The organism is Pseudomonas sp. FW305-96 (genome assembly GCF_058783825.1).
Map to the genome: position 1 here is coordinate 146602 of NZ_JBYSYW010000003.1, position 26078 is coordinate 172679.

General features: G+C 64.4%; 26 protein-coding genes. 9 read left to right on the forward strand and 17 right to left on the reverse strand.

Annotation, left to right across the window (positions count from 1 at the left end; all coding sequences use genetic code 11):
* Positions 1-18: 18 nt before the first annotated feature.
* Together AC3WL2_RS03475 and algB are read right to left on the reverse strand one after the other, a co-directional pair.
* A complete protein-coding gene (locus AC3WL2_RS03475) occupies positions 19-1797 on the reverse strand; it encodes a KinB sensor domain-containing domain (protein ID WP_102683022.1) in 1779 nt (592 codons plus the stop codon).
* Positions 1794-3140 carry a sigma-54-dependent response regulator transcription factor AlgB gene (gene algB / locus AC3WL2_RS03480; RefSeq protein ID WP_046853630.1) on the reverse strand — a complete coding sequence of 449 codons (1347 nt, stop codon included), beginning with the start codon at positions 3138-3140 and terminating at the stop codon, positions 1794-1796. The genes AC3WL2_RS03475 and algB overlap by 4 nt, the downstream gene beginning before the upstream one ends.
* A gap of 210 nt (positions 3141-3350) precedes the next feature.
* On the opposite strand from algB, the gene AC3WL2_RS03485 reads away from it, so the two are divergent.
* The 7 genes from AC3WL2_RS03485 (at position 3351) to AC3WL2_RS03515 (ending at position 8832) form a co-directional block, all read left to right on the forward strand.
* Positions 3351-4172: a BON domain-containing protein gene (locus tag AC3WL2_RS03485; protein WP_102683023.1), complete on the forward strand. Its 822-nt coding sequence runs from the start codon at positions 3351-3353 to the stop codon at positions 4170-4172.
* Positions 4173-4347: 175 nt separating this feature from the next.
* The gene (locus tag AC3WL2_RS03490) at positions 4348-4635 is read left to right on the forward strand and encodes a hypothetical protein (protein ID WP_102683024.1); all 288 of its coding nucleotides are present in this window, start codon (positions 4348-4350) and stop codon (positions 4633-4635) included.
* Positions 4636-4674: 39 nt separating this feature from the next.
* Positions 4675-4836 (forward strand): DUF1328 domain-containing protein, encoded by a 162-nt coding sequence (locus AC3WL2_RS03495; protein WP_008092060.1) that lies wholly within the window; start codon positions 4675-4677, stop codon positions 4834-4836.
* Positions 4837-4841: 5 nt separating this feature from the next.
* Positions 4842-5312 carry an inhibitor of vertebrate lysozyme family protein gene (locus AC3WL2_RS03500; protein WP_102683025.1) on the forward strand — a complete coding sequence of 157 codons (471 nt, stop codon included), beginning with the start codon at positions 4842-4844 and terminating at the stop codon, positions 5310-5312.
* A 223-nt stretch (positions 5313-5535) separates the two neighbouring features.
* Entirely contained in the window at positions 5536-5838 is a 303-nt protein-coding gene (locus tag AC3WL2_RS03505; protein WP_146022582.1) for a hypothetical protein, read from the forward strand.
* Between the two features lie 201 nt (positions 5839-6039).
* Complete coding sequence (gltP, locus tag AC3WL2_RS03510; RefSeq protein ID WP_023629390.1) at positions 6040-7374, forward strand: glutamate/aspartate:proton symporter GltP; 1335 nt, start codon at positions 6040-6042, stop codon at positions 7372-7374.
* 228 nt (positions 7375-7602) lie between these two features.
* Entirely contained in the window at positions 7603-8832 is a 1230-nt protein-coding gene (locus AC3WL2_RS03515) for a nucleoside recognition domain-containing protein (RefSeq protein WP_046853634.1), read from the forward strand.
* Here the strand turns inward: AC3WL2_RS03515 and AC3WL2_RS03520 are convergent.
* The 9 genes from AC3WL2_RS03520 to AC3WL2_RS03560 form a co-directional block, all read right to left on the reverse strand.
* Positions 8814-9428, reverse strand: a complete 615-nt coding sequence (locus AC3WL2_RS03520; protein WP_102683026.1) for an ABC-type transport auxiliary lipoprotein family protein — start codon at positions 9426-9428, stop codon at positions 8814-8816. The two genes, AC3WL2_RS03515 and AC3WL2_RS03520, sit on opposite strands and share 19 nt — an antisense overlap.
* Positions 9425-10363 (reverse strand): MlaD family protein, encoded by a 939-nt coding sequence (locus AC3WL2_RS03525; protein ID WP_046853636.1) that lies wholly within the window; start codon positions 10361-10363, stop codon positions 9425-9427. Before AC3WL2_RS03525 ends, AC3WL2_RS03520 begins: the two co-directional genes overlap by 4 nt.
* A gap of 3 nt (positions 10364-10366) precedes the next feature.
* Positions 10367-11152, reverse strand: coding sequence for an ABC transporter ATP-binding protein (locus AC3WL2_RS03530; RefSeq protein WP_046853637.1), 786 nt, complete (start codon positions 11150-11152; stop codon positions 10367-10369).
* The gene (locus AC3WL2_RS03535; protein WP_102683027.1) at positions 11149-12282 is read right to left on the reverse strand and encodes an ABC transporter permease; all 1134 of its coding nucleotides are present in this window, start codon (positions 12280-12282) and stop codon (positions 11149-11151) included. Before AC3WL2_RS03535 ends, AC3WL2_RS03530 begins: the two co-directional genes overlap by 4 nt.
* 117 nt (positions 12283-12399) lie before the next feature.
* Complete coding sequence (locus AC3WL2_RS03540; RefSeq protein WP_102683028.1) at positions 12400-13410, reverse strand: DUF5924 family protein; 1011 nt, start codon at positions 13408-13410, stop codon at positions 12400-12402.
* Between the two features lie 136 nt (positions 13411-13546).
* Positions 13547-14950, reverse strand: a complete 1404-nt coding sequence (locus AC3WL2_RS03545; RefSeq protein ID WP_102683029.1) for a M16 family metallopeptidase — start codon at positions 14948-14950, stop codon at positions 13547-13549.
* Positions 14951-14981: 31 nt separating this feature from the next.
* Positions 14982-16640 (reverse strand): Na/Pi cotransporter family protein, encoded by a 1659-nt coding sequence (locus tag AC3WL2_RS03550; RefSeq protein WP_102683030.1) that lies wholly within the window; start codon positions 16638-16640, stop codon positions 14982-14984.
* 225 nt (positions 16641-16865) lie between these two features.
* Positions 16866-17636, reverse strand: a complete 771-nt coding sequence (locus tag AC3WL2_RS03555; RefSeq protein WP_102683031.1) for a TerC family protein — start codon at positions 17634-17636, stop codon at positions 16866-16868.
* Positions 17637-17708: 72 nt separating this feature from the next.
* Positions 17709-19016 (reverse strand): CitMHS family transporter, encoded by a 1308-nt coding sequence (locus AC3WL2_RS03560; RefSeq protein WP_102683032.1) that lies wholly within the window; start codon positions 19014-19016, stop codon positions 17709-17711.
* A 268-nt stretch (positions 19017-19284) separates the two neighbouring features.
* Between AC3WL2_RS03560 and AC3WL2_RS03565 the strand changes: the two genes are divergently transcribed.
* Positions 19285-19752 (forward strand): GFA family protein, encoded by a 468-nt coding sequence (locus AC3WL2_RS03565; RefSeq protein ID WP_102690647.1) that lies wholly within the window; start codon positions 19285-19287, stop codon positions 19750-19752.
* On the opposite strand, the gene AC3WL2_RS03570 is transcribed toward AC3WL2_RS03565, so the two are convergent.
* From AC3WL2_RS03570 to AC3WL2_RS03595, 6 genes are all read right to left on the reverse strand, one after another.
* Positions 19688-21646: a DUF7844 domain-containing protein gene (locus AC3WL2_RS03570; RefSeq protein ID WP_102683034.1), complete on the reverse strand. Its 1959-nt coding sequence runs from the start codon at positions 21644-21646 to the stop codon at positions 19688-19690. The genes AC3WL2_RS03565 and AC3WL2_RS03570 overlap by 65 nt on opposite strands.
* Positions 21643-21963 (reverse strand): DUF2388 domain-containing protein, encoded by a 321-nt coding sequence (locus AC3WL2_RS03575; protein ID WP_011531558.1) that lies wholly within the window; start codon positions 21961-21963, stop codon positions 21643-21645. Before AC3WL2_RS03575 ends, AC3WL2_RS03570 begins: the two co-directional genes overlap by 4 nt.
* A 35-nt stretch (positions 21964-21998) precedes the next feature.
* Entirely contained in the window at positions 21999-22292 is a 294-nt protein-coding gene (locus AC3WL2_RS03580) for a DUF2388 domain-containing protein (protein WP_102683035.1), read from the reverse strand.
* Positions 22293-22378: 86 nt separating this feature from the next.
* Positions 22379-22696 carry a DUF2388 domain-containing protein gene (locus AC3WL2_RS03585; protein ID WP_102683036.1) on the reverse strand — a complete coding sequence of 106 codons (318 nt, stop codon included), beginning with the start codon at positions 22694-22696 and terminating at the stop codon, positions 22379-22381.
* Positions 22697-22992: 296 nt separating this feature from the next.
* Positions 22993-23205 carry a DUF1127 domain-containing protein gene (locus AC3WL2_RS03590; RefSeq protein WP_011531561.1) on the reverse strand — a complete coding sequence of 71 codons (213 nt, stop codon included), beginning with the start codon at positions 23203-23205 and terminating at the stop codon, positions 22993-22995.
* A 352-nt stretch (positions 23206-23557) separates the two neighbouring features.
* Positions 23558-24946, reverse strand: a complete 1389-nt coding sequence (locus AC3WL2_RS03595) for a NorM family multidrug efflux MATE transporter (protein WP_102683037.1) — start codon at positions 24944-24946, stop codon at positions 23558-23560.
* A gap of 155 nt (positions 24947-25101) precedes the next feature.
* On the opposite strand from AC3WL2_RS03595, the gene AC3WL2_RS03600 reads away from it, so the two are divergent.
* Positions 25102-26031, forward strand: coding sequence for a LysR substrate-binding domain-containing protein (locus AC3WL2_RS03600; RefSeq protein WP_102683038.1), 930 nt, complete (start codon positions 25102-25104; stop codon positions 26029-26031).
* Positions 26032-26078: the final 47 nt, after the last annotated feature.

A 26078-nucleotide genomic window follows, 5' to 3' on the forward strand; every position in this document is an offset into this window, starting at 1 on the left:
GCGCCCTGGAGGGACCCGTCAAACCGGTAGTGCCATATAGAACTGCGTTCCCTGCCCCGGCCGTGAGAACACGCCCATCCGCCCGCCATGCAGCTGGACGATCTCCTTGCACAGCGCCAGGCCCAATCCTGCCCCGCCCTTCTTGCGCCCGACCTGCACGAACGGCTCGAAGATCCGCCCCTGCTGACCATAGGCGATACCCTCGCCGTTATCCTCGACGCTGATGATCACCCGCTCGGCATGCCGCCGTGCATGCAGGCGGATACGCCCGCCGCTGCCGGTGTGGCGAATGGCGTTGTGCAGCAGGTTGTCGAGCACCCGGTCGAGCTGCGCGACATCGGCCTGAATGCGTGGCAGCGGTGGCTCCAGCTCGCGGATAATCTCGATCTGCTTGCCCGAGGCTTGTTCGACGAAACGCGCCTGGGCGCGCTCGAACAGTTCCTCCAATGAGCAGGGGGCCAGTTCGAGCTTTTGCAAGCCGCTCTGATAGCGGGAAAAGTTGAGCAGGTCGTTGATCAATTGGGTGAGGCGCTGCATTTCCTCGGCAATGGTTTCGAGGAGGTCGTTCTCCCGCGCGTCGGGCGGGAAGCTGACACGTTCGCGCAACAGCCCGAACGCCATGTGCATGCCCGTGACGGGAGTGCGCAGCTCGTGGGAAGCACGCAGTACGAACTCGCTGCGTACCCGTTCGAAGGCGCGTTGTTCGGTGACATCGTGCAACACCATCACCGCGCCGAGAATAGGTCCTTCGGGGTGGCTGACCGGCGTCAGGCTATAGGTCAGCAGCCTGGTCTCTTCATCCACCTCAAGGCTCAGGTCTTCCGGCAGTCGGTCCAGGCTGCCACCTCGCAGCACCTGGCGCAGCTGTTGTTCCAGCTCGGGGCGTTGCAGGGCTTCGGCCAGGCTTACGCCCAGGCGGCTCGGGTCCCAGCCCAGCTGGCGCTGGGCCACCGGGTTGAGGTGCTCCAGGCGCCCTTGGCGATCGATGATCAGCAGGCCGTCGTCGATGCTGTCCAGTACCGCTTGCAGGCGCTGCTGGCCAGCCTGCAGCTCATCGACATTGGTGGCCTGGTGCTTGCGCAGGGCGTCGGCCATCAGGCCGAAGCGGCGGGTCAGCAGGTTGAGCTCGGTGGCCTGCGTCACGGGCAGGGTGACGTCGAAGTTGCCCTGGCCGACCTGGTCGGCGGCCTTGGCCAGCGCCTCGATCGGTTGGCCGAAGCGGCGGGCGATGTTGTGCGCGGTGATGAAGCCGAGCACCAGCACGGTGAGGCCCATCAACCCGAGCAGGCCACTGATGAGCAAGGCGTGATCGCGCGATGACTTCTCGGTTCGGGTGATGTGTTCAAGGGCTTGGCGATGTGAGTCCAGCAGATCGGCGCGCACCTGGTTGAAGGTGGCGCCAAGGGGCTGGTCCACCCCCATGCTGCGGGCGGGCGCGGGGCTCTGTCGATAGGCCTGGACGAACGCCTGGTAGTTGCTGGCGGCCTTGCTGAAGCCGGTGCGTTCGCCGCCCTGCTCCAGCCCCTGCTTGAGCAGGGCCTGGAACTGCTCCTGCAAGGTGACGAGGGTGCTAGGGGCGGTGTCCTCGTCGAGGATGAGATTCAGTTGTTCGCCAAGGTTCTGCCGCAGCTTCAGGCCCAGCTCGAGGGTCTCGGTGGTGTCCTGCACCACGCGCTGCTGCAGCGCTGCCATCTGCAGCACACTGAACAACCCCAGCAGCAAGCCCAGCAGGGCCACGGTGACCAGCGCCGAGATGCTCAGGAACAGCCGCGTGCGCAGCTTCATCGGCCATTTCATAAGTTGTACTGCTTGCGCTTGCGGTACAGGGTGGAGGCGTCGATGCCTAGGGTCTTGGCGGCCTGGTCGAGGGTGTCGCTGGTGGCCAGTACCGCGCCGATATGGGCGCGTTCCAGCTCGTCCAGGCTCAGCGCCGCACCGACCCGCGGCGCGTTGCCGGCGGGTTGCTCAGCCATGCCCAGGTGGCTGATCTCCACACGTTCCTGAGGGCAGATGATGCTGGCGCGCTCGATCACGTTGCGCAGTTCGCGGATGTTGCCCGGCCAGCGGTAGTTCAGCAGCGCCGCGCGCGCTTCGTCGCTGAAGCCACGGGCCGGGCGCGAGTACTCCTTGACGAAGCGCGCCAGGAAGCGGTCGGCCAGGGTCAGGATGTCTTCACTGCGCTCGCGCAGGGGTGGCAGGTGCAAGGTGATCACGTTCAACCGGTACAACAAGTCTTCGCGGAAACGGTTCTCGCGCACCATCTCGTCGAGGTTGAGGTTGGTGGCCGCGAGGATCCGAACATCTGCCCGTCGCGTGACCGGGTCACCGACCCGCTCGTATTCCTTGTCCTGGATGAAGCGCAGCAACTTTGGTTGCAAGGTGAGGGGAAAATCACCGATCTCGTCAAGGAACAGGGTGCCGCCATCGGCCTGGCTGACCCGCCCCAGGGTGCTTTCGCTGGCACCGGTGAAGGCGCCACGGGTATGGCCGAACAACTCGCTTTCCATGAGCTCGGCATTCAACGACGGGCAGTTGATGGTCACGCAGGCCTTGCGTGCGCGCTTGCTCCAGCCATGGATGGCACGGGCCAGCTCGCCCTTGCCGGTACCGGACTCACCGAGGATGAGAATGTTGGCATCGGTGGTCGCCACCTGGCGGGCGGTTTCCAGCACCGCCATCATCGCGGGGCTGTGGGAGTCCAGGCCGTCCTTGGGCTTGCGTACTTCACCCTCGAGGGCCTCCAGGCGCGCTGACAGTTGGCGCACTTCCAGCTGCTTGGCCGTGGCCAGGCGCAATTGGTCGGGGCTGCAAGGCTTGACCAGGTAATCGGCGGCCCCGGCCTGGATCGCGTCCACCGCGGTATCGATGGCCGAGTGGGCGGTGACGATGACCACCCGCATCCATGGCGCCTGGATGCGCATTTGCGCCAATACGTCCAGGCCGTTGTCCTCGCCCAGGCGCAGGTCGAGGAAACACAGGTCGAACACCTGGCGCTGCAGCAGGGTCTCAGCCTGGGCGGCGCTGTTGGCGGTCGCCACGCTATAGCCCTCGTCCTCGAGGCAATAACGGAAGGTACGCAGGATGGCGGACTCGTCGTCCACCAGCAGAATGCGGCCTTGGTTGTCCTGGGCTGATTCCATTTCCTGCGCTCCTTTGGGATTGATCTCAATTAGTGTCGGAAAAATCGGGCAAGTTGCATGGTCGATTCTGATTGATTCTGTTCCATGCATGCTAGCCGCATGCCTTCATGATGGCTAAGTAGCTGATAAATCTGAAGTTGATTGTGGGTAAATAGTTGGCATGTGGGTTGCGAGAGTCCTGGGTTGAGTGATGCGAAAGGAGGTTCTGTGATGTCCGTTTACCCTCGAATGGCCGTTCTGGCGGCTTGTGTGTTGTCGATCGTCGGCCAGGCCCAGGCCGACCCGGTGCAGGACGCGCGACTTGAAGGTGCCCTGCAGACGGCCCTGTCCCTTAACACCATGCTCAATGCCTTCCCTATAAAGGTAGAAGTCGATGGCCGGCGGGCTCGGCTTTCGGGCGAAGTGGAAAACCCGGTGGAACGCATGCTGGCCGAACAGGTGGCCCTGGCCACGCGCGGGATCGAGCAGGTGGACAACCAGTTGCGGATCGACCCGGGGCTGGTGGACAAGCCCTTGGAACTGCGTGCCTACGCCCAGCGCCTGGAGGACGCCACCCTCGGTGCGGTGGTGCGCGCACGGCTGCTGTGGAGCCGGATTACCGAAAAGGCCCCTATCGAGGTGGAAAGCCGTGAAGGCGTGGTGACCCTGCGCGGCAAGGTGGACAGCCCCGAGGCCAAGGACCTTGCCGGGGTTCTGGCGCGTACCACCGATGGGGTGCACCTGGTCAACAATCTGGTCAGCCTGGACAGCACGGCCCTGGCCAAGGCCAGGGAAAAACCTGTCGATGCCCCAACCGGTCCGCAGCCCAGCGACAGCTGGATCGTCGACAAGATCCAGGCCAGCTACCGCTTCAGCCGTAACCTGGACGGGCTGAACATCAAGGTAGCCAGTGAAGAGGGGTTGGTCAGGTTATCGGGTGAGGTGGTCAGCAGCGAGCAGAAGGCCATTGCCGTGGACGTCGCGAGGCAGATCGTCGGGGTGCGTGGGGTAGACGCCGATCTGTTGAAGATCGCCACCAAGGTAGAGGGCTGATCGTGCAAATCGCACGAGCCCTTGCAGGGGCATCGTGCAGGATACGTCCTTCCCGGTTATGTGAGTATTCAATAACTATTTGATTTAAAAGGGTTTTTTTAGAGTTTTACGGCTGGCATGCAGGCTGCACTGATCTTCCCAAGAACGGATAACAAGTACTGCAGGAGGAGCCGGCATGAATCGCCCCAACGTCAACCGCACGCAGAGCGCTGTAGTACCCCTGCAGCAGCTGCTGTTCCTCGGCATGGCCCTGCTGCTGACCTTGGCGGTCGGCCTGTTCCATCACAGCTGGCAGACCGCCCGGCTGGCCGAGCAAGTGGCGGCGCAGACTGCGCTGTTGACGCAGCTGCGGGCAACGCCCCACGCCAGCACCTTGGTCAAGGCCACCCAGCCACTGCCCAGCGCCGATACTGCCCCTGCCGTTCTCGACCGCGTCGAGCCTCAGGAACGTTGGGTGTTCTGATACTTCTGACCGATTTCGTACAAGAAAAGGAGAAACATCATGCTGAGTTGGGCTATCACCTTCCTGATCATCGCCATTATTGCCGCAGTCCTGGGCTTTGGTGGTATCGCCGGTGCTGCGACCGGTATCGCGAAGATCCTGTTCATTGTCTTCCTGGTGCTGTTCGTTGCCTCCTTCTTCTTCGGCCGTGGTAGAGGTTGACGACCATGAGCAGGATGCTCCCGAAAGCCTTGGCCGTCGCACTGCTGCTAGGCAGTGGTGCGTCGGCGCTGGCCGCTAATGACGGCCAGGTCCGGGTCAACCAGTTGCTTGGCTCGGACCCTGAATACCAGAAGACCTGGCAGAACACGATAAAGAAAGAAGAGCGCTTGCCCGAATGGGTGATCAACCTCAGCGGCAGCTCGGCGCAGCAGATGTCGGCGGTGACCGAGGACGGCGACCAGTATCTGGTTGGTCCGCTCTGCGAATCCGAGGGCAATTGCACCTACAAGCGCCTGGTCGTGGCCTTCAGCTGGGACAAGGACGAAGCCTACGGCATGCTTGTGGAAGTGCCAGAGGGCCTGCCTGCGGACAAGTCGCCGACCCGCCATGCGGACTACCGCTGGTTGGGCAAGCCGGACGAAGGCATGAAAGCTTTGCTGCAGGAGCAGCTCAAGCGTGACCCGAACTGGTACTGACCAGCGGTCGCGCACTGTAACGCTATAGAAGCTGAACCTTTTTATCTTTCAGGCTTCTATGATGCGCCGCCCCGAGGAGGGACGGCGCATGACCAGGGGGCCGGGCCGTTCTGACTGTTGCAGGGTCGGAGTGGCCTAGGGGTACAGGGAGTGCCTCCATCATGGGCCGGGTCAGGAGAGGGTGGCATCGGAAGTTGCAGGTCGATCGGGTCGAGTTGAGGACGTGATCGATCTGGCTTCCGAAGCGCCTGTAGGAATTTATCTATCCATACGAGCGACTTTTTACTTCAGACACATTTTGTCGCTACCGTATATCGAAATTTTTTTAGTTGTCCGACAGGTCAGCCTGTGTGGCATTTCAGCCATTCGGATTGTCGAACACGCCATCAAACCCCCTTCTTCCATACCTGCAAATCTGCCGAAAAATGGCGCATTGGCCTTGTTCGGAAATCCGAACGTTGAAAATCAAGGCTTTGGCGATGCTCGATTTCGGCTTCTGGTCTCATGCCGATTCGGTATGGGGTAGTCGTTTCCGGCATTAGACTGCCCCTGCCCACGTCGCAATAGTTGCCGCCTTTTTCCTTGGCCCGAGCGCCAGAAATACTCGCTCGCGGTGTCCTTACAGAGGGGCCCGGAACGGAACATGCAGCCGCCCAGAAGCTTTCAAGCGCTCTGGAACGCGACTTTCCGTCAGGTGCCCGTGACCACTACAACAAAGGGTAATGACATGAAGAAGGCAAAACTGAGCCTCGCCTGGCAGATCGTCATCGGTCTGTTGCTGGGCGTTGCAGTCGGCGCGCTACTGAATCATTTCAGTGCAGAAAAGGCATGGTGGATCAGCAACGTCCTCCAGCCGGCCGGCGATATCTTCATTCGCCTGATCAAGATGATCGTCGTCCCGATCGTGATTTCGTCGCTGATCGTGGGCATCGCCGGGGTAGGCGACGCGAAGAAACTGGGCAGTATCGGCCTGAAGACCATCATCTACTTCGAGGTGGTGACCACCATCGCCATCGTCGTCGGCCTGGTCCTGGCCAACGTGTTCCACCCAGGCGCCGGCATCGACATGAGCACCCTGGGCACCGTCGACATCTCCAAGTACCAGGCCACCGCGGCCGAGGTGCAGCATGAGCACGCGTTCATCGAGACCCTGCTCAACCTGATCCCGTCGAATATCTTCGCGGCGTTGATGCGTGGCGAGATGCTGCCGATCATCTTCTTCTCGGTGATGTTCGGCATGGGCTTGTCGAGCCTCAACGCCGACCTGCGCGAGCCGCTGGTGCGTACCTTCCAGGGCGTGTCGGAGACCATGTTCAAGGTCACCCACATGATCATGAACTACGCGCCGATCGGTGTGTTCGCCCTGATCGCCGTGACTGTCGCCAACTTCGGCTTCAGCTCGCTGCTGCCGCTGGCCAAGCTGGTGCTGCTGGTGTACTTCGCCATCGCCTTCTTCGCCTTCATGGTGCTGGGCCTGGTAGCTCGCCTGTTCGGCTTCTCGGTGATCAAGATCATGCGCATCATGAAAGATGAGCTGATCCTCGCCTACTCCACCTCCAGCTCCGAGACCGTGCTGCCGCGCGTGATCGAGAAGATGGAGAAGTACGGTGCGCCGAAGTCGATCTGCTCGTTCGTGGTTCCGACCGGCTACTCGTTCAACCTCGACGGTTCGACCCTGTACCAGAGCATCGCGGCGATCTTCATCGCCCAGCTGTACGGCATCGACCTGTCCTGGAGCCAGCAGCTGCTGCTGGTGCTGACCCTGATGGTCACCTCCAAGGGTATCGCCGGCGTGCCGGGCGTATCGTTCGTGGTACTGCTGGCCACCCTGGGCAGCGTGGGCATCCCGCTGGAAGGCCTGGCCTTCATCGCCGGTGTCGACCGCATCATGGACATGGCCCGTACCGCGCTGAACGTGGTCGGCAACGCCCTGGCCGCAGTGGTCATCGCCAAGTGGCAGGGCATGTACGACGCCGAGAAAGGCGAGGCGTACTACAAGTCGCTGGTGCTGGAAAAAGGCAAGAAAGAGGCCGTGGTGGCGGGCAAGACCGTCAACCAGTAAGCCGCTGAGCTGAACGAAGAGCCCCGACTTGTCGGGGCTTTTTGCTGTCTGAAAGTTGACCGCGGCCGTGTTACCCACACTGGCCCCATCGCCGGCAAGCCGGCTCCCACACGGGTATCGCAAATCCCTGTGGGAGCCGGCTCGCCGGCGATGGGGTGCAAAGCGCCCCCAACAGCGCGCACGTTGATTGCGCTATCATTCGGGCATTTTTCACGGGGGAACACACGGATGCTCAACGGCCTCTGGCTCGGCTTTTTCCTGATTGCGGCCATCAGCGCCCTGGGCCAATGGCTGGTGGGCGGCAATGCCGGCATCTTCGCCGCGATGGTCGAGAGCATCTTCGCCATGGCCAAGCTCTCGGTAGAGGTGATGGTCCTGCTGTTCGGCACCCTGACCTTGTGGCTGGGTTTTCTCAAGATTGCCGAGAAGGCCGGTATCGTCGAATGGCTGGCCAAGGTCCTCGGGCCGCTGTTCGCCCGGCTGATGCCGGAGGTGCCGCCGGGTCACCCTGCCTTGGGCCTGATCACCATGAACTTCGCCGCCAACGGCCTGGGCCTGGACAACGCCGCCACGCCCATCGGCCTGAAGGCCATGCGTTCGCTGCAGGAGCTCAACCCCAGCAGCACCACGGCGAGCAACGCGCAGATCCTGTTCCTGGTGCTCAATGCCTCGTCGCTGACCCTGCTGCCGGTGACCATCTTCATGTACCGCGCCCAGCAAGGCGCGCCTGACCCAACCATGGTGTTCCTGCCGATCCTGTTGGCCACCAGTTGCTCGACCCTGGTCGGCCTGCTGTCGGTGGCGGTGATGCAGCGCCTGCGCCTGTGGGACCCGGTGGTGCTTGCCTACCTGATCCCCGGCGCGCTGTTGCTGGGTGGCTTCATGGCTTTTCTCGGCACGCTGTCGGCGGCCGCGCTGGCCAGCCTGTCCTCGATCCTGGGTAACCTGACGCTGTTCGGCGTGATCATCCTGTTCCTGGTGATCGGCGCGTTGCGCCGGGTGCAGGTGTACGAGGCCTTCGTCGAGGGCGCCAAGGAGGGTTTCGACGTGGCCAAGGGGCTGCTGCCCTACCTGGTGGCGATGCTGGTAGCCGTGGGCGTGTTGCGTGCCTCCGGCGCCCTGGAGCTGGCCCTGGACGGCATCCGCCACGCGGTGACTTGGATGGGCCTGGATACGCGCTTCGTCGAGGGCCTGCCCACGGCGCTGGTCAAGCCGTTCTCCGGCAGCGCGGCGCGGGCGATGCTGATCGAGACCATGCAGACCCAGGGCGTGGACAGCTTCCCGGCGCTGGTGGCGGCGACCATCCAGGGCAGCACCGAAACCACCTTCTACGTGCTGGCGGTGTACTTTGGCGCGGTGGGTATCCAGCGCGTGCGCCATGCGGTGGGCTGCGCGCTGCTGGCCGAGCTGTCCGGGGTGATCGCGGCGATCTTCGTCTGCTACTGGTTCTTTGCCTGAGCCTGGCTGACGGTCCAGTCGATCACCTGGCGCGCCAGCTGGTCGCTGGCCGTACCGAAGCCTGCGACCACTGCCGGCACTTGCTGGCTGCCTAGCGGCTGGCGTACCTCGAAGCGTTTACTCGCGAGGATGCGCTGGCTGCGGCCCTGCACCAGCCGTGCATCGTAGCGAATCACCACCTCCACCGCCCCGCCTGGGCGGTACTCGCTCTGGAACGCTTGCAGTTCGCCACCCAGCTCGTAGTCCGCCTGCAGGTTGCTGTCGTCGGCACTCAGGCGCTGCACTCGGCCATCGCGCTGGAAGCCGTCGAGCAGGCGATTGCGCACCAGCATCGGCGTCGGATCGCTCCAGCGGGCGCCCTTGTAGCTGCTGATCACATCCCCTTGGGGAATGACCGCGATACGCGGCCCGGCCAGGGCTTCGCTGGCCAGTGGCTTGTTCAGGCGCAGCGACCAGTCCAGCGGCGCGGCACTGCGGGCGGTCTGGCTCACCGGCAGGCGATAGATATCCACAGGCTCGGACTGCGGCAGGATCGAGCAGGCCGTAGCCAGGCTCAGGGTGGAAACGAGTGCGGCCAGGCGCAGCGACAGCTTCATGGCTGGAACTCCTTGTTGTTGTCGCGGCCCAGCAGGTAGCCGCTGGGGTCGGCTTCCAGGCGCCGGGAGATGCCCTTGAGCGAGTTGAGGGTCTCGCGCAGTTCGCGGATTGCCGGGGCGATCTGGTTCAGGCCCTGGGCGCCGTCGTCCAGGGACTGGCGGTTGTCCTGCAGCAGGCTGTTGATGGTCGCCGTGCTTTCGGCCAGCGACTGCATGGCCTGCTCGGCGCTGCCGATGGCCTGCTTGCCCTGGGTGCCGAGCAGGCCATTGGCGTTGCGCATCAGGGCCTGGGTCTCGGCCAGGGTGGCATTGGCCTGCTTGCCGACCTGAGCCAGCTGTTCGATGGCCTCGGAAATCCCGCCCTTCTGGTTGGCGAAGGCGCCGGTGGTCTGCTCGAGGTTGGCCAAGGTATTGCTGAGGCGCTCGATGTTGCTCGAGGAGAACATCTGGTTGGCGTTGTGCAGCAGCAGGTTGATGTTGGTCACCAGGTCGCTGCTGTCGTTGAGCAGGCGCGAGATTGGCGATGGCGAGGCGACGATCACCGGCAGCTTGCCGTCCTTGCCCTTGAGTTCCGGGCTTTGCGGCGTGCCGCCGCTGAGCTGGATGAACGAGTTGCCGGTCACCCCCGCCAGGGTCAACTTGGCCTGGGTGTCTTCCTTGACTGGCGTGTCGCCGCTGAGGCGCACGCGAGCCAGGACCCGGCGCGGGTCCTTTGGGTCCAGGCGCAGGCTGCTGACATCACCGACCTTGATGCCGTTGTACTGCACCGGGCTGCCGCGGGACAGGCCCGAGACCGCCTCGTTGAACACCACTTCGTAGTCCTTGAATGCGTCGTCGACACTGGACTTGGTCAGCCACAGGCCGAACAGCATGGCGCCCGCCACCACCAGCACGGTGACCAGGCCGATCAGGACATGATGAGCTCGGGTTTCCATCGTTCAGCGCTCCTGGCGGGCGCGCAGGGCGGCGTCTTCGGCCGCCCGGCCACGCGGGCCGTGAAAGTATTCGTGAATCCAGGGATCAACGGTCTGCTCGACCTCGGCCAGGGGCCCGGCTACCAGCACCTTCTTCTGCGACAGCACCGCCACCCGGTCGGTAATGGTGTAGAGCGTGTCCAGGTCGTGGGTGATGAGGAACACCGACAAGCCCAGGGCGTCGCGCAGGGTGAGGATCAACTGGTCGAAAGCGGCGGCGCCGATCGGGTCGAGGCCGGCGGTGGGCTCGTCGAGGAACAGGATGTCCGGGTCCAGGGCCAGGGCGCGGGCCAGGGCGGCGCGCTTGATCATGCCGCCGGACAGCGAGGCCGGGTACTTGTCGGCGGCGCTGATCGGTAGCCCGGCCAACGCCAGCTTGACCCCGGCCAGGTGCTCTGCGTCGGCCCGCGACAGCCCGGCATGCTCGATCAGCGGCAGGGCGACGTTCTCGGTAACGGTCAGCGATGAAAACAGCGCGCCCTTCTGGAACAGTACGCCGAAGCGGCGTTCGACCAGCGAGCGCTGGTTTTCGTCGAGCGTGGCCAGGTCCTGGCCGAACACCTTGACCGTGCCTTCATTGGGCCGGCGCAGGCCGACGATGCTGCGCAGCAGCACCGACTTGCCGCTGCCCGAACCGCCGACCACGGCGAGGATCTCACCGCGGTACAGGTCCAGGTCGAGGTTCTCGTGCACGCTCTGGCTGCCGAAGCGGTTGCACAGGCCCCGGGCTTCGATCACCGCTTCAGTCACCAGCCCATCTCCATGAAGAACAGCGCGGCCACCGCGTCCAGCACGATGACCACGAAGATCGATTGCACCACGGCGGAGGTGGTGTGGGCGCCCACCGACTCGGCGCTGCCGCTGACCTTGAAGCCCTCCAGGCAGCCGATGGCGGCGATCAGGAAGGCAAAGAACGGCGCCTTTGCCATGCCCACGAGGAAATGCTGCACGCCGATGTCGCTCTGCAGCAGCGAGAGGAACATGGCAGGCGAGATGTCCAGGGTCAGGGCGCAGACCACCGCGCCACCGATCATGCCGCAGAGCATCGCGACGAAGGTGAGCAATGGCAATGCGATCAACAGTGCAAGCACCCGGGGCACAACCAGCAGCTCGATGGGGTTCAGGCCCAGGGTGCGGATGGCGTCGATCTCTTCGTTGGCCTTCATCGAGCCGATCTGCGCGGTGAACGCGCTGGCGGTGCGCCCGGCCATGAGGATGGCGGTCAGTAGCACGGCGAACTCGCGCAGGAAGGAGAATGCCACCAGGTCGACGGTGAAGATCGTTGCGCCGAAGTCGGCCAGCACCGTGGCGCCAAGGAAGGCCACAACGGCGCCAACCAGAAAGGTCAGCAAGGCGACGATAGGCGCGGCGTCCAGGCCGGTCTGCTCGAGGTGCGCGACCACCGGGGTGACCCGCCAGCGATGCGGCTGGAACAGGCGCAGGAACAAGGTCTGCAGGATCAGGCCGATGAAACCCAGCACCTGGGTGGTGTCCTGCCACAGCTGGTCGACGGCGCGGCCGATGCGCGCCAGCAGGAGCAGCAGCACTGGCTGCTCCGGTTCCTTGACCGGGATGCAGTAGTCCTGCACCGAGCAATAGACGTTCTTCAGCAAGGCCCGGCTGGCGTCGGGGAGTTCGTCGCTGCAGCGCGACAGGCGTTCGGAGCCCAGCAGTTCGGCCAGCAGCGAGGCTCCGGCGGTGTCCAGGCGGCCCAGCTGGCTGAGGTCGACCTGGGTGTCATCGCCGTACTGGCTGCCCAGGCGCTCGCATTCGCGCTTGAGCTCGGCGTAGTGGGCCAGGGTCCAGTCGCCGACGATGCGCAGGCGGGTGGGCTGCTGCTGGGTGTCCAGGATAGCGCTCGGGGCGGTCATAGGCTCCATGCATCTGACGGGTGAATCGGCGACTCAGATCATAGCCCATCACGGGGCAAGCCCGCTCCCACCAGAATCATGGCGTGGGAGCGGCGGTGCGCCGATGCGACTTGCCCGGCGATCTTGTCAGGAGTCGACCACCCTGAACCGCAACACCCCGATCACCTGCCCGTCCTCGGTCAGCACCCTCACCTGCCACTTGCCCACGGGATTCGGTGGGAAGTTCTGCTTGTGGGTCCAGGCGCGGTAGCCCTCCTTGCGCCCGCCGTGGATGTCCAGGGCGATGCGGTCGACCTCTTTGCCGTCGAGCTGCCACACATGGTAGATGCGCTCGTTCAGGCCGCGCGGCGCGTTGATGGCGGTGTAGGCATACAGCCCGCCACTGCGGATGCGGCTGGCTGCTACTTCCTCCAGCGACGCGCCTGGCTGGCGGTTGAGCACCTCGGTGCTGATCGCCACGTCGGTCATCCACAGCGTGGCCGGCGGCACCCAGGAGCGCAGCAGCCAGCCGCCGCCGCCCACCGCCAGGGTCACCAGCACCAGCGCTACGCCACGGCGCCAGTTGTTGATCGGGAAGCTGCTGGCCAGGCTCGGGAACGACAGCGCCATGGCGGCGATCAGTGCCAGCTTGAAACTTTGCGCGGTAGTCAGATGCAGGATGATCGGCAGCGCCGTGAGCATGGCCGCGAACAGCGTCAGGGTATGCAGCGCCAGGAACAGCCAGCGCCGCGGCACCAGCCACTTGTGATACAGCGGGTCGATGATCGAGATCAGCCCCGCGGCACCGAGCAGGCCGGTGAACACCAGCTGGCCGCTGTTCCAGGTGGTGGTGATGAAGAAGAACGGCAGGACGAAGAACAGGCTTTCCTGGTGAATCATCTGCGTCGCGAAGCGCAGCAGCGGTTGTGGGATCTCGCGCTTGAAGGTGCGGGCGAACAGTTCGGTGAGGGTGTTCTCCAGCATCAGCCAGACCCAGCTGACCAGCATCGCAATGGCGATCCATCTGGCCAGGCCGGCCTGGCGGTCGACCAGGATGAAGCTGCCGATCCCCGAGACGAAGCCGTAGAGCGCAATGATGCCGGGGTAGCGCTTGAGCAGCTCGATGATGCGCAGGATGAAGCTGGGGATTGGGGGCATGGGGCAAGCAACAGGGAGCGGTGGATGGCTGTGCCAGCTTCATCCCGGGGCAAGCCCGCTCCCACGCATGAGTCGGCGTGGGAGCGGGTTTGCCCCGCGATGAGCGCTAGCGAACGGCTTACAGGATACCGCCGAATCAAGGCGCCCGTGTAGCACCGCTGGGCTTGGTGTGTGGCCGACGGCGACGGATCAACCCGACCGCCAGTATCAGCCCCAACAACAACGCCACCAGCCCATACAACTCGTCATAGCCCAGCAACGGCTTCTCGATACGCAGGTAACCAGGCTCCTTGAGCAGCTCGCGCAGCGCTGCATCGGCCTGTTTCAGGCTGACCTGGCGAAGTTCTCGCACCGGGTCGGTGAAGCGCCCGTCCTCGTAGGCGTTGAGCGCCCCCCAGTAGTAGTCGGCGAGCGCCACGTTGCCCTGGGTGGTCCAGCTCTCCCGGGCAATCGCTGCCTCCTTGATGCGGGCGAAGGTGTCCGGGTCCAGGCCATGCTTGCGCAGGTGGTCGAACAACTGCTCGAGTACCTTGAGTGCCTTGTCGAGGTCCTGGCGCTCGAGGTCGGCATTCAGGCTGAGCAGCCCGCTGTCGCCAAAGCTCTCGCGTTGCGCCGATGGCCCGTATGACAGCCCGTGGCGCAGGCGCAACTGGTCGTACAGCGCCCAGTCCAGGTAGCGCGACAGCAGCTCGAGGGTCTGGTCGTGCCCCTCCTCCAGGGTCGGCTCGATGAACAGCCAGTGCAGCTTGACGTTGTCGCCCAGCCAGCCGCGGGTCAGGTCGCGACGCGGCTCGGCCTGCTGGCTGATACTTTCGAGGTTGCGGCGTTCTTCGGGCTCGGTCGCCGGCAGCTCGCCGAAGGTGCGTTCCAGATAGGCCGGCAGCAGGCGGTCGAGGCCGCCGACGACGATCAGCGACATGTTGTTGGCCACATACCAGTGCTCGCGCAACTGCTGGACCTGCTCCAGTGTCATGTCGTCGAGGTTGGAGCGTTCCGGGCATTTCAGGCCCAGCTCGGTAGCCAGCTGGTCACTGGCCGGATGGCCGATGTCCTGGCGATCGAGCCAGCGTTGCAGGCGGCCATAATGGCCACCGTCCTCGCGCTCGATGATCTTTTTCGCGGTGGCCAGCGCCTTGGCGTCGATGTGGGTATCGCGGACCACCGCCAGCAGCAGGTCGAGCACCTTGCGCTGGTTGCGCGCCGGGGCTTCGATGACGAAGGTGGTGTCGGCGCTGCTGGTAAAGGCGTTCCACTCCCCGCCCAGGGCCTGGATACGCTCCTCCAGGCCGCCCTCGCCCGTCTCGTCGATACCGCTGAACAGCAGGTGCTCGAGCAGGTGTGGCAGCTCGCGCTGGTCACAGTCGAAGTCGTCCAGGCCCACGCCCACTACCAGGCGGATCGACACATGATCGCGCTCGTAGCCGGACTTGAGGATCACCTGCAGGCCGTTGGGCAGCAGGTAGCCCTCGACCCGCGAGCGGTCGAGGGCGAGCGTGGGCAGGCTGCAGATCAGCAGGCAAACGAACAACAGGCAACGCATAGGCGAGCTTCGGTCTCCGGGGTGTCGTGGCTCAAGGCTGGCGGGCTTCGTCCGGCACGCTGTCGAGCATCAGCCCGCCGGTATCGGTGCCGCCCAGTACCACATAGGCACTGCTGCAGAACAAAGAGTTCAAACGCTTCATGTCGGCAATGAGCTCCAAGTGTAGCGAACTGGTCTCGATACTCTGCACCACTTTACGTTGCAGGCGGCTGACATGGGCGTGGGCCAGGCGCCGCTCCTGGGCGCGGAAGCGACGTTTCTCGCGCAGCAACTGGTGCGCGCTCTGCGGGTCGGCGCTGAGGAACACCGACAGGCCCAGGCGCAGGTTGGCCAGCAATTGCTCCTGCAGGCCGGTCAACTCCTCCAGGCCGACCTGGGAAAACTCCCGGCGCTGCGAGGTCTTCTGCTGCTGCACCTTGCGCAGCATGCGCTCGATCAGGTCGCTGGCCAGCTTGAGGTTGATCGCCACCTCGATGATCTCTGCCCAGCGCCGGTTTTCCTGTTCGGCGAGGTCTTCACGGGGCATCTGCGCCAGGTACAGCTTGATGGCGTTGTACAGTGCCTCGGCATCCTCCCCGAGGGCCCGAACCTGTTGCGGCAAGGCCGTCTGGGTACCGCGCAGGGCGCCGAGCATGGCCTCGAGCAGGCTGTCGACGATATCGCCCAGGCGCAGGGTCTCGCGCACGGCGTTGACCAGCGCCAGGCTGGGGGTGTTCAACGCGGTCGGGTCCAGGTGGCGTGGCTGGTGGTGGCCATTGCCGTTGTCGCGTTCGGGCAGCAGGTAGCCGCACAGGCGGCCCATGGGTTTGACCGTCGGCAGCATCAGCAGGCAGCGCAAGGTGTTGTAGAGCAGGTGGAAGCCGATCACCAGCTCCTGCGGGCTGAAACTCAGGCTGTCCATCCAGGCCACCAGCGGGTGCAGCACCGGGATGATCAGCAGCAGGCCGATCACCTTGTACAACAGGCTGCCCAGCGCCACCCGGCGCCCGGCGCTGTTCTGCAGGCTGGTGGTAAGGAAGGCGAGCAGGCCGCTGCCGATGTTGGCGCCGATCACCAGGCCGATGGCCACCGGCAGGCTGATTACCTCGGCGCCCGCCAGGGTGGCGGTGAGCAGCACGGCGGCCAGGCTGGAGTAGGAGATCATGGCGAACAGCGCGCCGATCAGGGCATCGAGGAGGATATCGCCGGTGAGCGAGGCGAACAGCACCTTCACCCCTTGGGCGTGGGTGATCGGCGCGGCAGCGTGGACGATCAGCTGCAGCGCCAGGATGATCAGGCCCAGGCCGATGCCGACGCGGCCCAGCTGGCCGGCGCGGGTCTGCTTGCGCGAGAGGAAGAAGATCACCCCGAGGAAGATCAGCAGCGGCGACAGCCAGGACAGGTCGAAGGTCAGCACCCGCGCCATCAGCGCGGTCCCGACGTCGGCGCCGAGCATGATCGCCAGGGCCGGGGTCATGGCCATCAGGCCCTGGCCGACGAACGAGGTGACCAGCATGGCGGTGGCGTTGCTGCTCTGCACCATGGCGGTGACCAGGATCCCGGCGATGAAGGCCAGCGGGCGCTTGTTCATGTTCTGGCCGAGCACGCGGCGCAGGTTCGAGCCATAGACCCGCAGGATGCCGGTACGCACGATATGGGTGCCCCACACCAGCAACGCCACGGCGGAGAGCAGATTGAGCAGGGTCAGCATGGTCGGGCCCCCTTTTCTTCTATGCCCCTGGGCGGGGCCAATGGGTGCAGCGGTGAGCCTGGCCCGGGGGTGGGCTGTTTTTTCCAGTGCTCACTGAAGCTTTAGTTGTTTTGCGTGGCTGGCGCCAGCTTGGCATGGGTGAAACGTATTTGAAACATGCTCTGGCCTCATCGTCGGCAACAAAAAAGGCCCCGAAGGGCCCTTTTGCTACCGCGCTTCCTGGGTTTATTGACCCGGGATGTCCTTGCGCAGTTTCACTGGATCGTGTTCCTTGCCCTTCTTGCGTGCCATCGCCGTGCGCATGCGGATGTTGATCGCCTCCACCGCCAGCGAGAAAGCCATGGCGAAGTAGACATAGCCCTTGGGCACATGCACATCGAAGGACTCGGCGATCAACACCGTACCGACGACGATCAGGAACGAAAGTGCGAGCATCTTCAGCGACGGATGCTTGTCGATGAAATCGCTGATGGTGCCGGCGCAGAGCATCATCACCAGCACGGCGACGATGATCGCGGCGATCATCACCGGCACGTGGGAGACCATGCCCACCGCGGTGATCACCGAGTCCAGCGAGAACACGATGTCGATGATGGCGATCTGGATGATGGTGTAGAAGAACTTGCCGCCCGAGCCTTTCGGCTCGTCCGCGCTCTCGTCCTCGCCTTCCAGGCCGTGGTAGATCTCCTGGGAGCTTTTCCACAAGAGGAACAGGCCGCCGAAGAACAGGATCAGGTCGCGCCCGGAGATACCCTCGCCCAGCACATGGAAGAGGTCGTCGGTCAGGCGCATGACCCAGGTGATCGACAGCAGCAGCATGATCCGCGTGACCATGGCCAGGGCCAGGCCGAAGATCCGTGTGCGCGGTTGCATGTGCTTGGGCATGCGGCTGACCAGGATCGAGATCATGATGATGTTGTCGATCCCGAGCACGATCTCAAGCGCGGTGAGGGTGAAAAAGGCAACCCAGATTTCCGGGCTGGTCAGCCATTCCATGTGTATTCCTTCGAGCGGTAAAGGCAAAGCGCCCTGATGGCGGGCGCTTTGCGGTTGGATGAGGCGCTTGTCTTACAGACTGCTGAACAGCGGGAAAGTCCCCAGTGCCAGTGCGCCGAACATTATGCACAGGCACACCAGCACTGCCCACTTGAGGGTGAAGCGTTGGTGGTCGCCGAACTCGATGCCGGCCAGGGTCACCAGCAGGTAGGTGGAGGGTACCAGTGGGCTGAGCAGGTGTACCGGCTGCCCGACGATCGACGCGCGGGCCATTTCCACCGGGGTGACGCCGTAGTGGCTGGCGAACTCCGACAGCACCGGCAGCACGCCGTAGTAGAAGGCGTCGTTGGACATGAAGAAGGTGAACGGCATGCTGACCAGTGCGGTGATCACCGCCATGTAGGGGCCGAACGCTTCCGGGATCACCGCCAGCAGGCTCTTGGACATGGCATCGACCATGCCGGTCCCCGACAGGATGCCGGTGAAGATGCCAGCGGCGAAAATCAACCCGCTCACGGCCAGCACGCTGGAGGCGTGGGCGGCGATGCGGTCCTTCTGCTGCTGCAGGCACGGGTAGTTGACGATCATGGCGATGCTGAAGGCGATCATGAACAGCACCGGCAGGGGCAGCACGCCGGCGATCAGCGCGACCATCAGCGCGGCGGTCAGGGCGCCGTTGAACCACAGCAGCTTGGGCCGGCGGGCTTCCGGGAACTGCGACACGCTGATTTCGCTGTGGTCGATGTCGTCGGTCGGCAGGTGCAGTTCACCGAGGCGGGCACGTTCGCGCAGGCCGTACCAGTAGGCGATGGCGAGGATCGCCAGTACACCGAAGGCCATGGCCGGTATCATCGGCACGAAGATGTCAGAAGGGTCCACGTGCAGGGCGCTGGCGGCGCGCGCGGTAGGGCCGCCCCATGGGGTCATGTTCATCACCCCGCCAGCGAGGATGATCAGGCCGGCCATGATCCGCGGGCTCATCCCCAGGCGGCTGTACATCGGCAGCATGGCGGCGCAGCAGATCATGTAGGTGGTGGCGCCGTCACCGTCCAGGGACACCACCAGGGCCAGCACCGCGGTGCCGACCGAAACTTTCAGCGGGTCGCCCTTGACCAGCTTGAGGATCTTGCGCACGGCTGGGTCGAACAGGCCGGAGTCGATCATCAAGGCGAAGTAGAGAATGGCGAACATCAGCATCACGCCAGTGGGCGCGAGCTTGCTGATGCCCTGCAGCATCATCGGGCCGATGTCGCTGTAGAAGCCGCCGAACAGGGCGAACAGGATCGGTACCAGGATCAGCGCGATCAAGGCCGACAGGCGCTTGGTCATGATCAGGTACATGAAGGTGATGACCATGGCGAAGCCGAGGAAGGTCAGCATGGCGGTACTCCAGGCGTGGCGCGGCGAAAGGAAGGACGATTCGGGCGGATCAGCGCGTCAGGCGCTGCGCGAGGAGCAGGCGGAGGGGGACTGCGAAAAGGCGGGCACAGGAAAACATCAGAATCACCATTGTTGTTGTTGATTGGGCCGGGCGCGGAAGTTTCCGGGTGCCCTGGCTGACCGGTCTGCTGCCGGTGGTGGCGCTATCCTATGTGGGCAAGCTTTCAGCCAGCTTTCGCCCGGTGCAAGGCGACGGGAGGTCATTTCGATGGTGGATGTCGTGGAAGGCGGGTGCCATTGCGGTGCCCTGCGTTATCGCTTGTCGGGCGCCCTGGGCGATGTCGCCCATTGCCATTGCTCGATCTGCCGGCGGGTCAGCGGGGGCACTCTGGTGACCTGGGTCACCCTGCCCTTCGAGGCTTTCCAGTGGTTGGCGGGCTCACCGCAGCGCTACATGGCGCCGGAAACCTGTAGCCGTTATTTCTGTGGCAGTTGTGGGGCGCACGTGGCGCTGGTGACGGCCCATAGCCCGGATTCGATCGATGTGACCGTGGCGACGCTGGATCACCCGGAGCGGGTTCCGGCCAATCGGCATATCTGGGTGGGGAGCCGGTTGCCATGGTTGCAGGTGGATCAGGGGTTGCCGGCGATAGAGGCTGACCTGCCATGTACTAGGGCAGCTGCAATCCCCCGGCCGCCTTGTGCAACGCCCTCAGATGCTCGCCCACCTGCTTGATGTTGGCCTCCACCGCCTTGATTTCCCTGCCCCGCTCGGGCCCCAGCAGCGCCCTCACCTGCTGGTCGAGGTCGGTGCTCAGGCGCAGCAGCTGCGCCTGGCGCTCGCTGCTCACCTGTTCCAGTTGCTTGCGCTCTTCCGGCTGCGGCAGGCCGTAGCCCCCTGCCCCGAGCAGCTCCGCCGGGCGGCTGAGGAAGCCGCTGTTGGCCAGCATCGCCTGCAAGGTCTCGTTGGCCTTGTCGAAACTGCCGTCCTTGAGTGCCCGCCCGTTCAGGTAGCGTTGCTTGACCTCATCCTGGGCCAGCAGCAGCTGGCGCCGCAGCCCGGCCTGTTCGAGCAGCAGCAAGGCCGCGCTGGTGCGCAGGTCGGCGCGCTCGAACCACTGGCGGCGCTGCTCGGCGTCCAGCGCCAACCAGTCTTCCACCGTCGTCTGTTTGATTGGCAGCTGCTTGCGCAACACCTCGAACATCGCCTGGTAGCGGTCGCGGTAAGAGTCGAAGCGATAGCCCAGGCGCAGGGCTTCGCGTGGATCGTCGAGCACGCTGGTATTGGCCAGCCCCCTGCCCTTCATGACCTCGAGCAGGCCGTTGGGCATGATGCTGTCCAGGTCATTCAGGCGTGGATTGCCGGTGCCGCTGCGCAGCAGCTTGAGCGACTCCACCGCGCAGTTGTTGGACAGGAAGTAGTAGTTGCCGTCGTAGCTCCAGTGCATCTCGGCGGCCTGGCGCACCAGGTTCTCGATCTCGGCGCGACTGAGCTTGAGCGGCACCGAGGCCAGGCTGCGCAGCTCGGTCTTGGTGTACTCGTCGATTACCTGCCCCAACGGCAGCACGAACAGCCGCGACGGGTAGGCGCCGACCAGGCCGTCCCAGCTGGACAGCTGCACATCATTGACGAAGGCGCGGTACGACAGCACCAGGCTCTGGTCGAGGTCCAGGCGACAGGCCGGCCCGCGTGGGCGGCCCGGGGCGCAGATCACCAGGCGCAGCATGCTGTGGCCCCAGCGGCTGACCCAGTTCTGGTTGGCTTCTGCCAGCAGGTAGTCGACCTCATAGACCCGTTCCGGGTCGATCTCGCCCAAGGGTTGGCGGGCGAAGTCGTTGCCGGCGTTGAGGAACGGCAGGCCCTTGGCGCAGGCGTCCTGGCGCGGCGCCCAGTCGAAGTGGTCGCGCAGGTACTGGTTCAGCGCTGGGCGGCGACAGGCGTAGCTCGGGTCGAGGAGGAAATACTCCATGTTGACCGCGATGAACTCCTTCGGGCTGCTCAGCTCGTAGGGATCCGGGCTGCGCACCAGCTGGCCGTTGTGCTGCTCGCGCTCGCCGCGCCGGCCGACGTACTGCGGCCAGCCGGCCAGGTCCAGCAGGCGCGGGTCGTCGCTCAAGGTGAAGCGGCGTTCGGCCTGGCCGCGACAGTCCTGCGGCAGGCCGACTTTGCCAAGCGCGCCCTGCTGGCGCTTGCAGCGGCTGATCAGCTGGCGCTCAGCCTCTGGCCACAGGCGGGCGCGGTCATAGATATGGGTCAGCTCGTGGAGCACGGTGGCCAGCAGTTCTTCGCGGACGGTGCCATGGGGGCGGTTGGTCTTCTCGCGGGCGGCGCTGCCATCCACGAGGCCCGGTAGCAGGCGTCGGTTTAGATCCAGGCTGGCGACCGGCGAGGCCTGGCCATAGGCATCCTCGGGCATGCGTGTGGTCCAGCTGACCAGGATCTGCCGGTCGAGTTGCTGCTTGAAGCGCGGTGGCAGCTTGGCCATGGCTTCGTCGAGCAGCACCTGGCTGGCCTGCCGTTGCGAAGGGGCGAGGCCGTCGGTCTGCAGCACCAGCTGCAGATCGGCCAGGGCGGGCGTGCCAAGCAGCGTCAGGGCGCAGCCCAGCAGCCAGGCACGCATGCGCTTCACAGGGCGAGGATGGCTTCGGCCAGCACCTGGTCGCTGGCGTCGCGGGCTTCGGGCACACGGGCGCGCAAGGTGTCGAAGGCGGCTTCGAGCTGCGCGCCGCGGATGTCGCCATTGCTGGCGACGAAGCTGGCGGCGTCGTCGTGGGCTTCACGCACCACTTTCGAGTCGCGGATCGAAGTGGTGGTGTCAGAGGTGAAGTCGATCGAACGGCCAAAGGCGCGGACGATGATGTTGCTGGTGGCCACCAGGGTGTGTGCCTGGGCCAGGTCGGCGAGCAGCAGCATGCCGAGGGTGGCGGCGATCAGCGGTTTACGCATGGAGCATCTCCGGAAATGCAAGGGAGCGGGTGTAGTTATTGGACGAGAATCGCCTCGGCCAGTTCACGGTCGCCGACAGAGTGCCGGGCGCAGCCGTGGCGCAGGGCGTCGAACGCTGCCTCCAGGCGCGCGCCACGGATCAGGCCGTCGCTGGCGACGAACATGGCGGCATCGTCACGGGCCGCGATGATCCGTTTGCGGTCGAAGGGGGCGGCAGTCACCTGGCTGGTGACGTAACCCGTGATGACCAGGCTCTGGGTGGTGGCATCCATCGCCTGGGCGCTGTTCATGCAGGCCAGGGCGACAAAGGAAAGCAGTAGGTAACGCATGGGCTTTGAAGTGGCGATTGTCTCGGGCTGCGAAGGCTACCCCGGATGCACGGCTCGGGGCCAGTGAATCCGGGGCAAGGGCAAGGTCAGATGGCGAGGATGGCGCGCGCCAGCTGCGCATCGCTGGCTTGCAGGGCCGGCAACTGCTGGCGGATGTGCACGAATGCGCTTTCCAGCTTGGCGCCGCGGATGGCGCCATCGCTGCCGACGAAGCTGGCGGCATCGTCACGGGCGGCCTTGACGATCTTGTCGTCGCGGAACGAGGAGGAGATATCGGACGTGGCATCGGTCGAGGCGGCTACGGCGCCGACGACGGCATCGGTGGTGACGACGAAGCTGGTGGCGTGGGCGGCACCGGTGAGGGACAGCAGCAAGGCGGCGCCAATCAGGTGATAACGGGACATGTTGGTGGACTCCTGCACAGGGTCAAGGGTGGTTCTGGTTATCGGACGCTCGCTTGGCTCGTCACGGTACGTTATATGCCAGGCGCGTAAGACAAGCGTAACACGCGGCGGTTCTGACGCCTGGGCGCGCAAAACAGATCAAATCGTAACTGTATCTATAGAATTTGAGTTTTATAAAACTGTTACGGTTGCTTGCGCGAGAGCTCTATTGCGCGGCTCATAACAAAAAACCCGCCGCAGTTGCCTGCGGCGGGTTCTTGAGAATCACGGTGCCGGCCTGGGCCGGCGGCCGGCGCTTAGCGCCAGAAAGGCTTGCTCAGCTCTTCGTAGCGCTGCGACTCGCTGATACCGGCGTCGGCCAGCAGGCGGGAGTCCAGGCGCGCCAGCTGGCGGCGGCTGGCCATGCGGCGCTGCCACAGTACCAGGGTGGACAGGACGCGCAGCGGCAGGGCAGCGTTGGAAGCTTGGGCGTTTTCGAAAACCAGGTCGGAACTGAGGGTACGTTCCATGATGTGTCATCCTTCCGCTTGTGGCGGCATTAGGGAGTGATTTAACTGGTGCCCATCTTCCTCCTCTCTCGTCCAGAACAGTAGGTACAGTTCAGGTGTATTGTGATGGGCCAGTTAATTGTTGAAAGCGACTGTTGCACCAGTTATTGAGGGAACTGTACTGGTGCGCACTTTTTTGGTGCGGTTTGTGGTGTTGGCAGGGAAATGGTCAGCAGGAAGTGATGTATATGGCGGTACAGTAGTACAGTTTCAGATGGATACTGGCTTCAAAGTGTTCAGCGACACAGTTGCGCCGCTTGTGAAATCAAGCGCCGCCCGCGCGGCGATGGCGCGCGCAGCGGCCCCGGGTGTCTCAGACTGACACCGCCGCCCGCCGCGCACGTTCAGCCTTGCCCAGCAGCCGCTTCATCCGCCATTCGAAGCCGAACGTCAGCGCCACCGCCGCGCAGGCCAGACCAAGAGCCAGCCCCCACCAGATACCCTGTGCACCGCCACCGAAGGTGAAGGCGAACAGCCAGGCGCTGGGCGCGCCCACCAGCCAGTAGCACACCAGGCCGATCAGGAAGGTGGTCTTGGCATCTTTCAGGCCGCGGATCGAACCCATGGCGATGGTCTGCACGCCATCGAACAGCTCGAACCACGCCGCCACCATCACCAGTTGCACCGCCAGCATGAAGATCGCGGCGAAGGCCGGGTCCTTGCGATCGATGAAAAGCCCGACCAGCGCATCCGGCAGCAACCAGAACAGTGCGGCGAAGGCAAACATCAGCGAAGCGCCAAAACCAATCCCTACGCGCCCGGCGCTGCGGGCCGCCAGCAAGTTGCCGGCGCCGTAATAAAGGCCGACGCGCATGGTCACCGCATATGAAAGGCCCGTCGGCACCATGAACGCGGTGGAGACGATCTGCAGGGCGATCTGGTGCGCCGCCAGTTCCGTGCTGCCGAGCACGCCCATGCACAGGGCGGCAAAGGCGAACAGACCAACTTCGACCATATAGGTGCCGCCGATCGGCAGGCCCAGCCGCCACAGCTCGCGCAGTGCCGGCAGGGAAGGGCGCAGCAGGCCCTTGCGCAGCGGGTAGGCGGCATAGGCCTTGTGCCAGCGGATATACAGTGCGAGCGCGATGGCCATGCCCAGGGTCACCACCGCCGTGACCAGGCCAATACCCATCAGCCCCAGCTTGGGCAGGCCGAACATGCCTTCGATCAGGGCGTGGTTGAACAGGTAGTTGAACACCGTGCCTACCAGGCTGATGACCATCACCGGCGTGGAGTGGCCCAGGGCGCTGGTAAAACCGCGCAGGGCCATGAAAGTCATGTAGCCGGGCAGGGCGAGCGGCAGCAGGGTCAGCAACTGCATCGCCGAGTCGACGTTCTCCGGTTTCTGGCCGAATAGCAGCAGCACCGGCTTGAGGTTCCACATCACCAGCGCCGAGACCAACGCCAGGCCCCAGGCCAGCCACAGGCCGCTCTGCGCCAGGCGGGTGACGCCCTCGATGTCGTTGGCGCCCTTGCGGATGGCTACCAGCGTGCCCACCGCGGCGATCACGCCCAGGCAGAAGATCGACACGAACGAATAGCTTGCCGCGCCCAGGCCACCACCGGCCAGGGCCTGCGGGCTGATGCGGGCCATCATCAGGGTGTCGGTGAGCACCATCAGCATGTGCGCCAACTGCGAGGCGATCAGCGGCCCGGCCAGGCGCAGCAAAGCCTTGAGTTCGGTGGTGGGCGCGACGTGCATGGGGGCGGTCCTTCTTGATGATTCTGGAAGCGAGCCGTCGATTCTGAGGCTTCGGTCAGCTTTGCACAAAAGGATAAATGCGATCGGTGTCATGAGTCTGACTCATGCCTGTATGATCATTGGCACCGATCCAGCTCCCGTATGACAGGTGCGCCATGATTCGCCAACTGCCTCCGCTTTATGCGTTGCGCGCATTTGAAGCCGCTGCTCGGCTGAGCTCGTTCACCCGTGCCGGGGAAGAGCTGGCGATTACCCAGAGCGCGGTGAGCCGGCATATCCGCACCCTGGAGGAGCATTTCGCCTGTCGCCTGTTCGTGCGCAATGGCCGCAGCCTGCAGCTGACTGAAGCTGCACGCATGTTGCTGCCCGGTGTGCGTGATGGTTTTGCTTCCCTGGAGCGGGCCTGCGAAACCTTGCGCGGTGAAGATGACATCCTGCGCATGAAGGCCCCTTCGACCCTGACCATGCGCTGGCTGCTGGCGCGCCTGAGTCGCTTCCGCCATCTGCAGCCCGGCAACGAGGTGCAACTCACCAGTGCCTGGATGGATGTCGACCATGTGGACTTCAACCAGGAGCCGTTCGACTGTGCAGTGCTGCTCAGCGATGGCAGCTTCCCGGCGGACTGGGAAGTGCGCCGGTTGTTCTCCGAGTTGCTGATTCCGGTAGGTGCGCCGGACCTGCTCGATGATGCGCCTTGGGACGAGCGGCGCCTGGCCGGTATCGAGCTGCTGCATCCCACGCCGGACAAGCGCGACTGGCGGGCTTGGCTGGCGCGCATGGGCCTGACCGACAAGATCTCGCTCAAGGGCGGGCAGGTGTTCGACACCTTGGAGCTGGGCATGATCGCCGCCGCGCGGGGCTACGGAATCTCCATGGGCGACCTGCTGATGGTGGCCGAGGATGTGGCGCAGCGGCGGTTGAGCCTGCCCTGGCCGACTGCGGTAGCCAGCGGCATGGACTACTACCTGGTGTGGCCACGGACCCGGCCGGGCGGGGAGCGGTTGCGCCGGCTCAGTGTGTTTTTGCAGGAGGAGGCGGCGGCGATGGATTTACCGGCTGTGCAAATCCTGTCGGCACAGGGCTGACAACCCCTCTGAGGCCACGGCAAGAAAACGTTTGCGAATATCCCGGT

Excerpts from the sequence above, each read along its gene's own strand:
- AC3WL2_RS03600 (WP_102683038.1), top strand. The coding sequence starts at position 25,102 with ATGATTCGCCAACTGCCTCCGCTTTATGCGTTGCGCGCATTTGAAGCC.
- AC3WL2_RS03585 (WP_102683036.1), bottom strand. The coding sequence starts at position 22,696 with ATGTCCCGTTATCACCTGATTGGCGCCGCCTTGCTGCTGTCCCTCACC.
- AC3WL2_RS03565 (WP_102690647.1), top strand. The coding sequence starts at position 19,285 with ATGGTGGATGTCGTGGAAGGCGGGTGCCATTGCGGTGCCCTGCGTTAT.
- AC3WL2_RS03475 (WP_102683022.1), bottom strand. The coding sequence starts at position 1,797 with ATGAAATGGCCGATGAAGCTGCGCACGCGGCTGTTCCTGAGCATCTCG.
- AC3WL2_RS03545 (WP_102683029.1), bottom strand. The coding sequence starts at position 14,950 with ATGCGTTGCCTGTTGTTCGTTTGCCTGCTGATCTGCAGCCTGCCCACG.
- AC3WL2_RS03555 (WP_102683031.1), bottom strand. The coding sequence starts at position 17,636 with ATGGAATGGCTGACCAGCCCGGAAATCTGGGTTGCCTTTTTCACCCTC.
- AC3WL2_RS03550 (WP_102683030.1), bottom strand. The coding sequence starts at position 16,640 with ATGCTGACCCTGCTCAATCTGCTCTCCGCCGTGGCGTTGCTGGTGTGG.
- AC3WL2_RS03575 (WP_011531558.1), bottom strand. The coding sequence starts at position 21,963 with ATGCGTAAACCGCTGATCGCCGCCACCCTCGGCATGCTGCTGCTCGCC.
- AC3WL2_RS03500 (WP_102683025.1), top strand. The coding sequence starts at position 4,842 with ATGAGCAGGATGCTCCCGAAAGCCTTGGCCGTCGCACTGCTGCTAGGC.
- AC3WL2_RS03595 (WP_102683037.1), bottom strand. The coding sequence starts at position 24,946 with ATGCACGTCGCGCCCACCACCGAACTCAAGGCTTTGCTGCGCCTGGCC.
- AC3WL2_RS03560 (WP_102683032.1), bottom strand. The coding sequence starts at position 19,016 with ATGCTGACCTTCCTCGGCTTCGCCATGGTCATCACCTTCATGTACCTG.
- AC3WL2_RS03520 (WP_102683026.1), bottom strand. The coding sequence starts at position 9,428 with ATGAAGCTGTCGCTGCGCCTGGCCGCACTCGTTTCCACCCTGAGCCTG.
- gltP (WP_023629390.1), top strand. The coding sequence starts at position 6,040 with ATGAAGAAGGCAAAACTGAGCCTCGCCTGGCAGATCGTCATCGGTCTG.
- AC3WL2_RS03515 (WP_046853634.1), top strand. The coding sequence starts at position 7,603 with ATGCTCAACGGCCTCTGGCTCGGCTTTTTCCTGATTGCGGCCATCAGC.
- AC3WL2_RS03525 (WP_046853636.1), bottom strand. The coding sequence starts at position 10,363 with ATGGAAACCCGAGCTCATCATGTCCTGATCGGCCTGGTCACCGTGCTG.
- AC3WL2_RS03495 (WP_008092060.1), top strand. The coding sequence starts at position 4,675 with ATGCTGAGTTGGGCTATCACCTTCCTGATCATCGCCATTATTGCCGCA.
- AC3WL2_RS03540 (WP_102683028.1), bottom strand. The coding sequence starts at position 13,410 with ATGCCCCCAATCCCCAGCTTCATCCTGCGCATCATCGAGCTGCTCAAG.
- AC3WL2_RS03580 (WP_102683035.1), bottom strand. The coding sequence starts at position 22,292 with ATGCGTTACCTACTGCTTTCCTTTGTCGCCCTGGCCTGCATGAACAGC.
- algB (WP_046853630.1), bottom strand. The coding sequence starts at position 3,140 with ATGGAATCAGCCCAGGACAACCAAGGCCGCATTCTGCTGGTGGACGAC.
- AC3WL2_RS03485 (WP_102683023.1), top strand. The coding sequence starts at position 3,351 with ATGTCCGTTTACCCTCGAATGGCCGTTCTGGCGGCTTGTGTGTTGTCG.
- AC3WL2_RS03535 (WP_102683027.1), bottom strand. The coding sequence starts at position 12,282 with ATGGAGCCTATGACCGCCCCGAGCGCTATCCTGGACACCCAGCAGCAG.
- AC3WL2_RS03490 (WP_102683024.1), top strand. The coding sequence starts at position 4,348 with ATGAATCGCCCCAACGTCAACCGCACGCAGAGCGCTGTAGTACCCCTG.
- AC3WL2_RS03590 (WP_011531561.1), bottom strand. The coding sequence starts at position 23,205 with ATGGAACGTACCCTCAGTTCCGACCTGGTTTTCGAAAACGCCCAAGCT.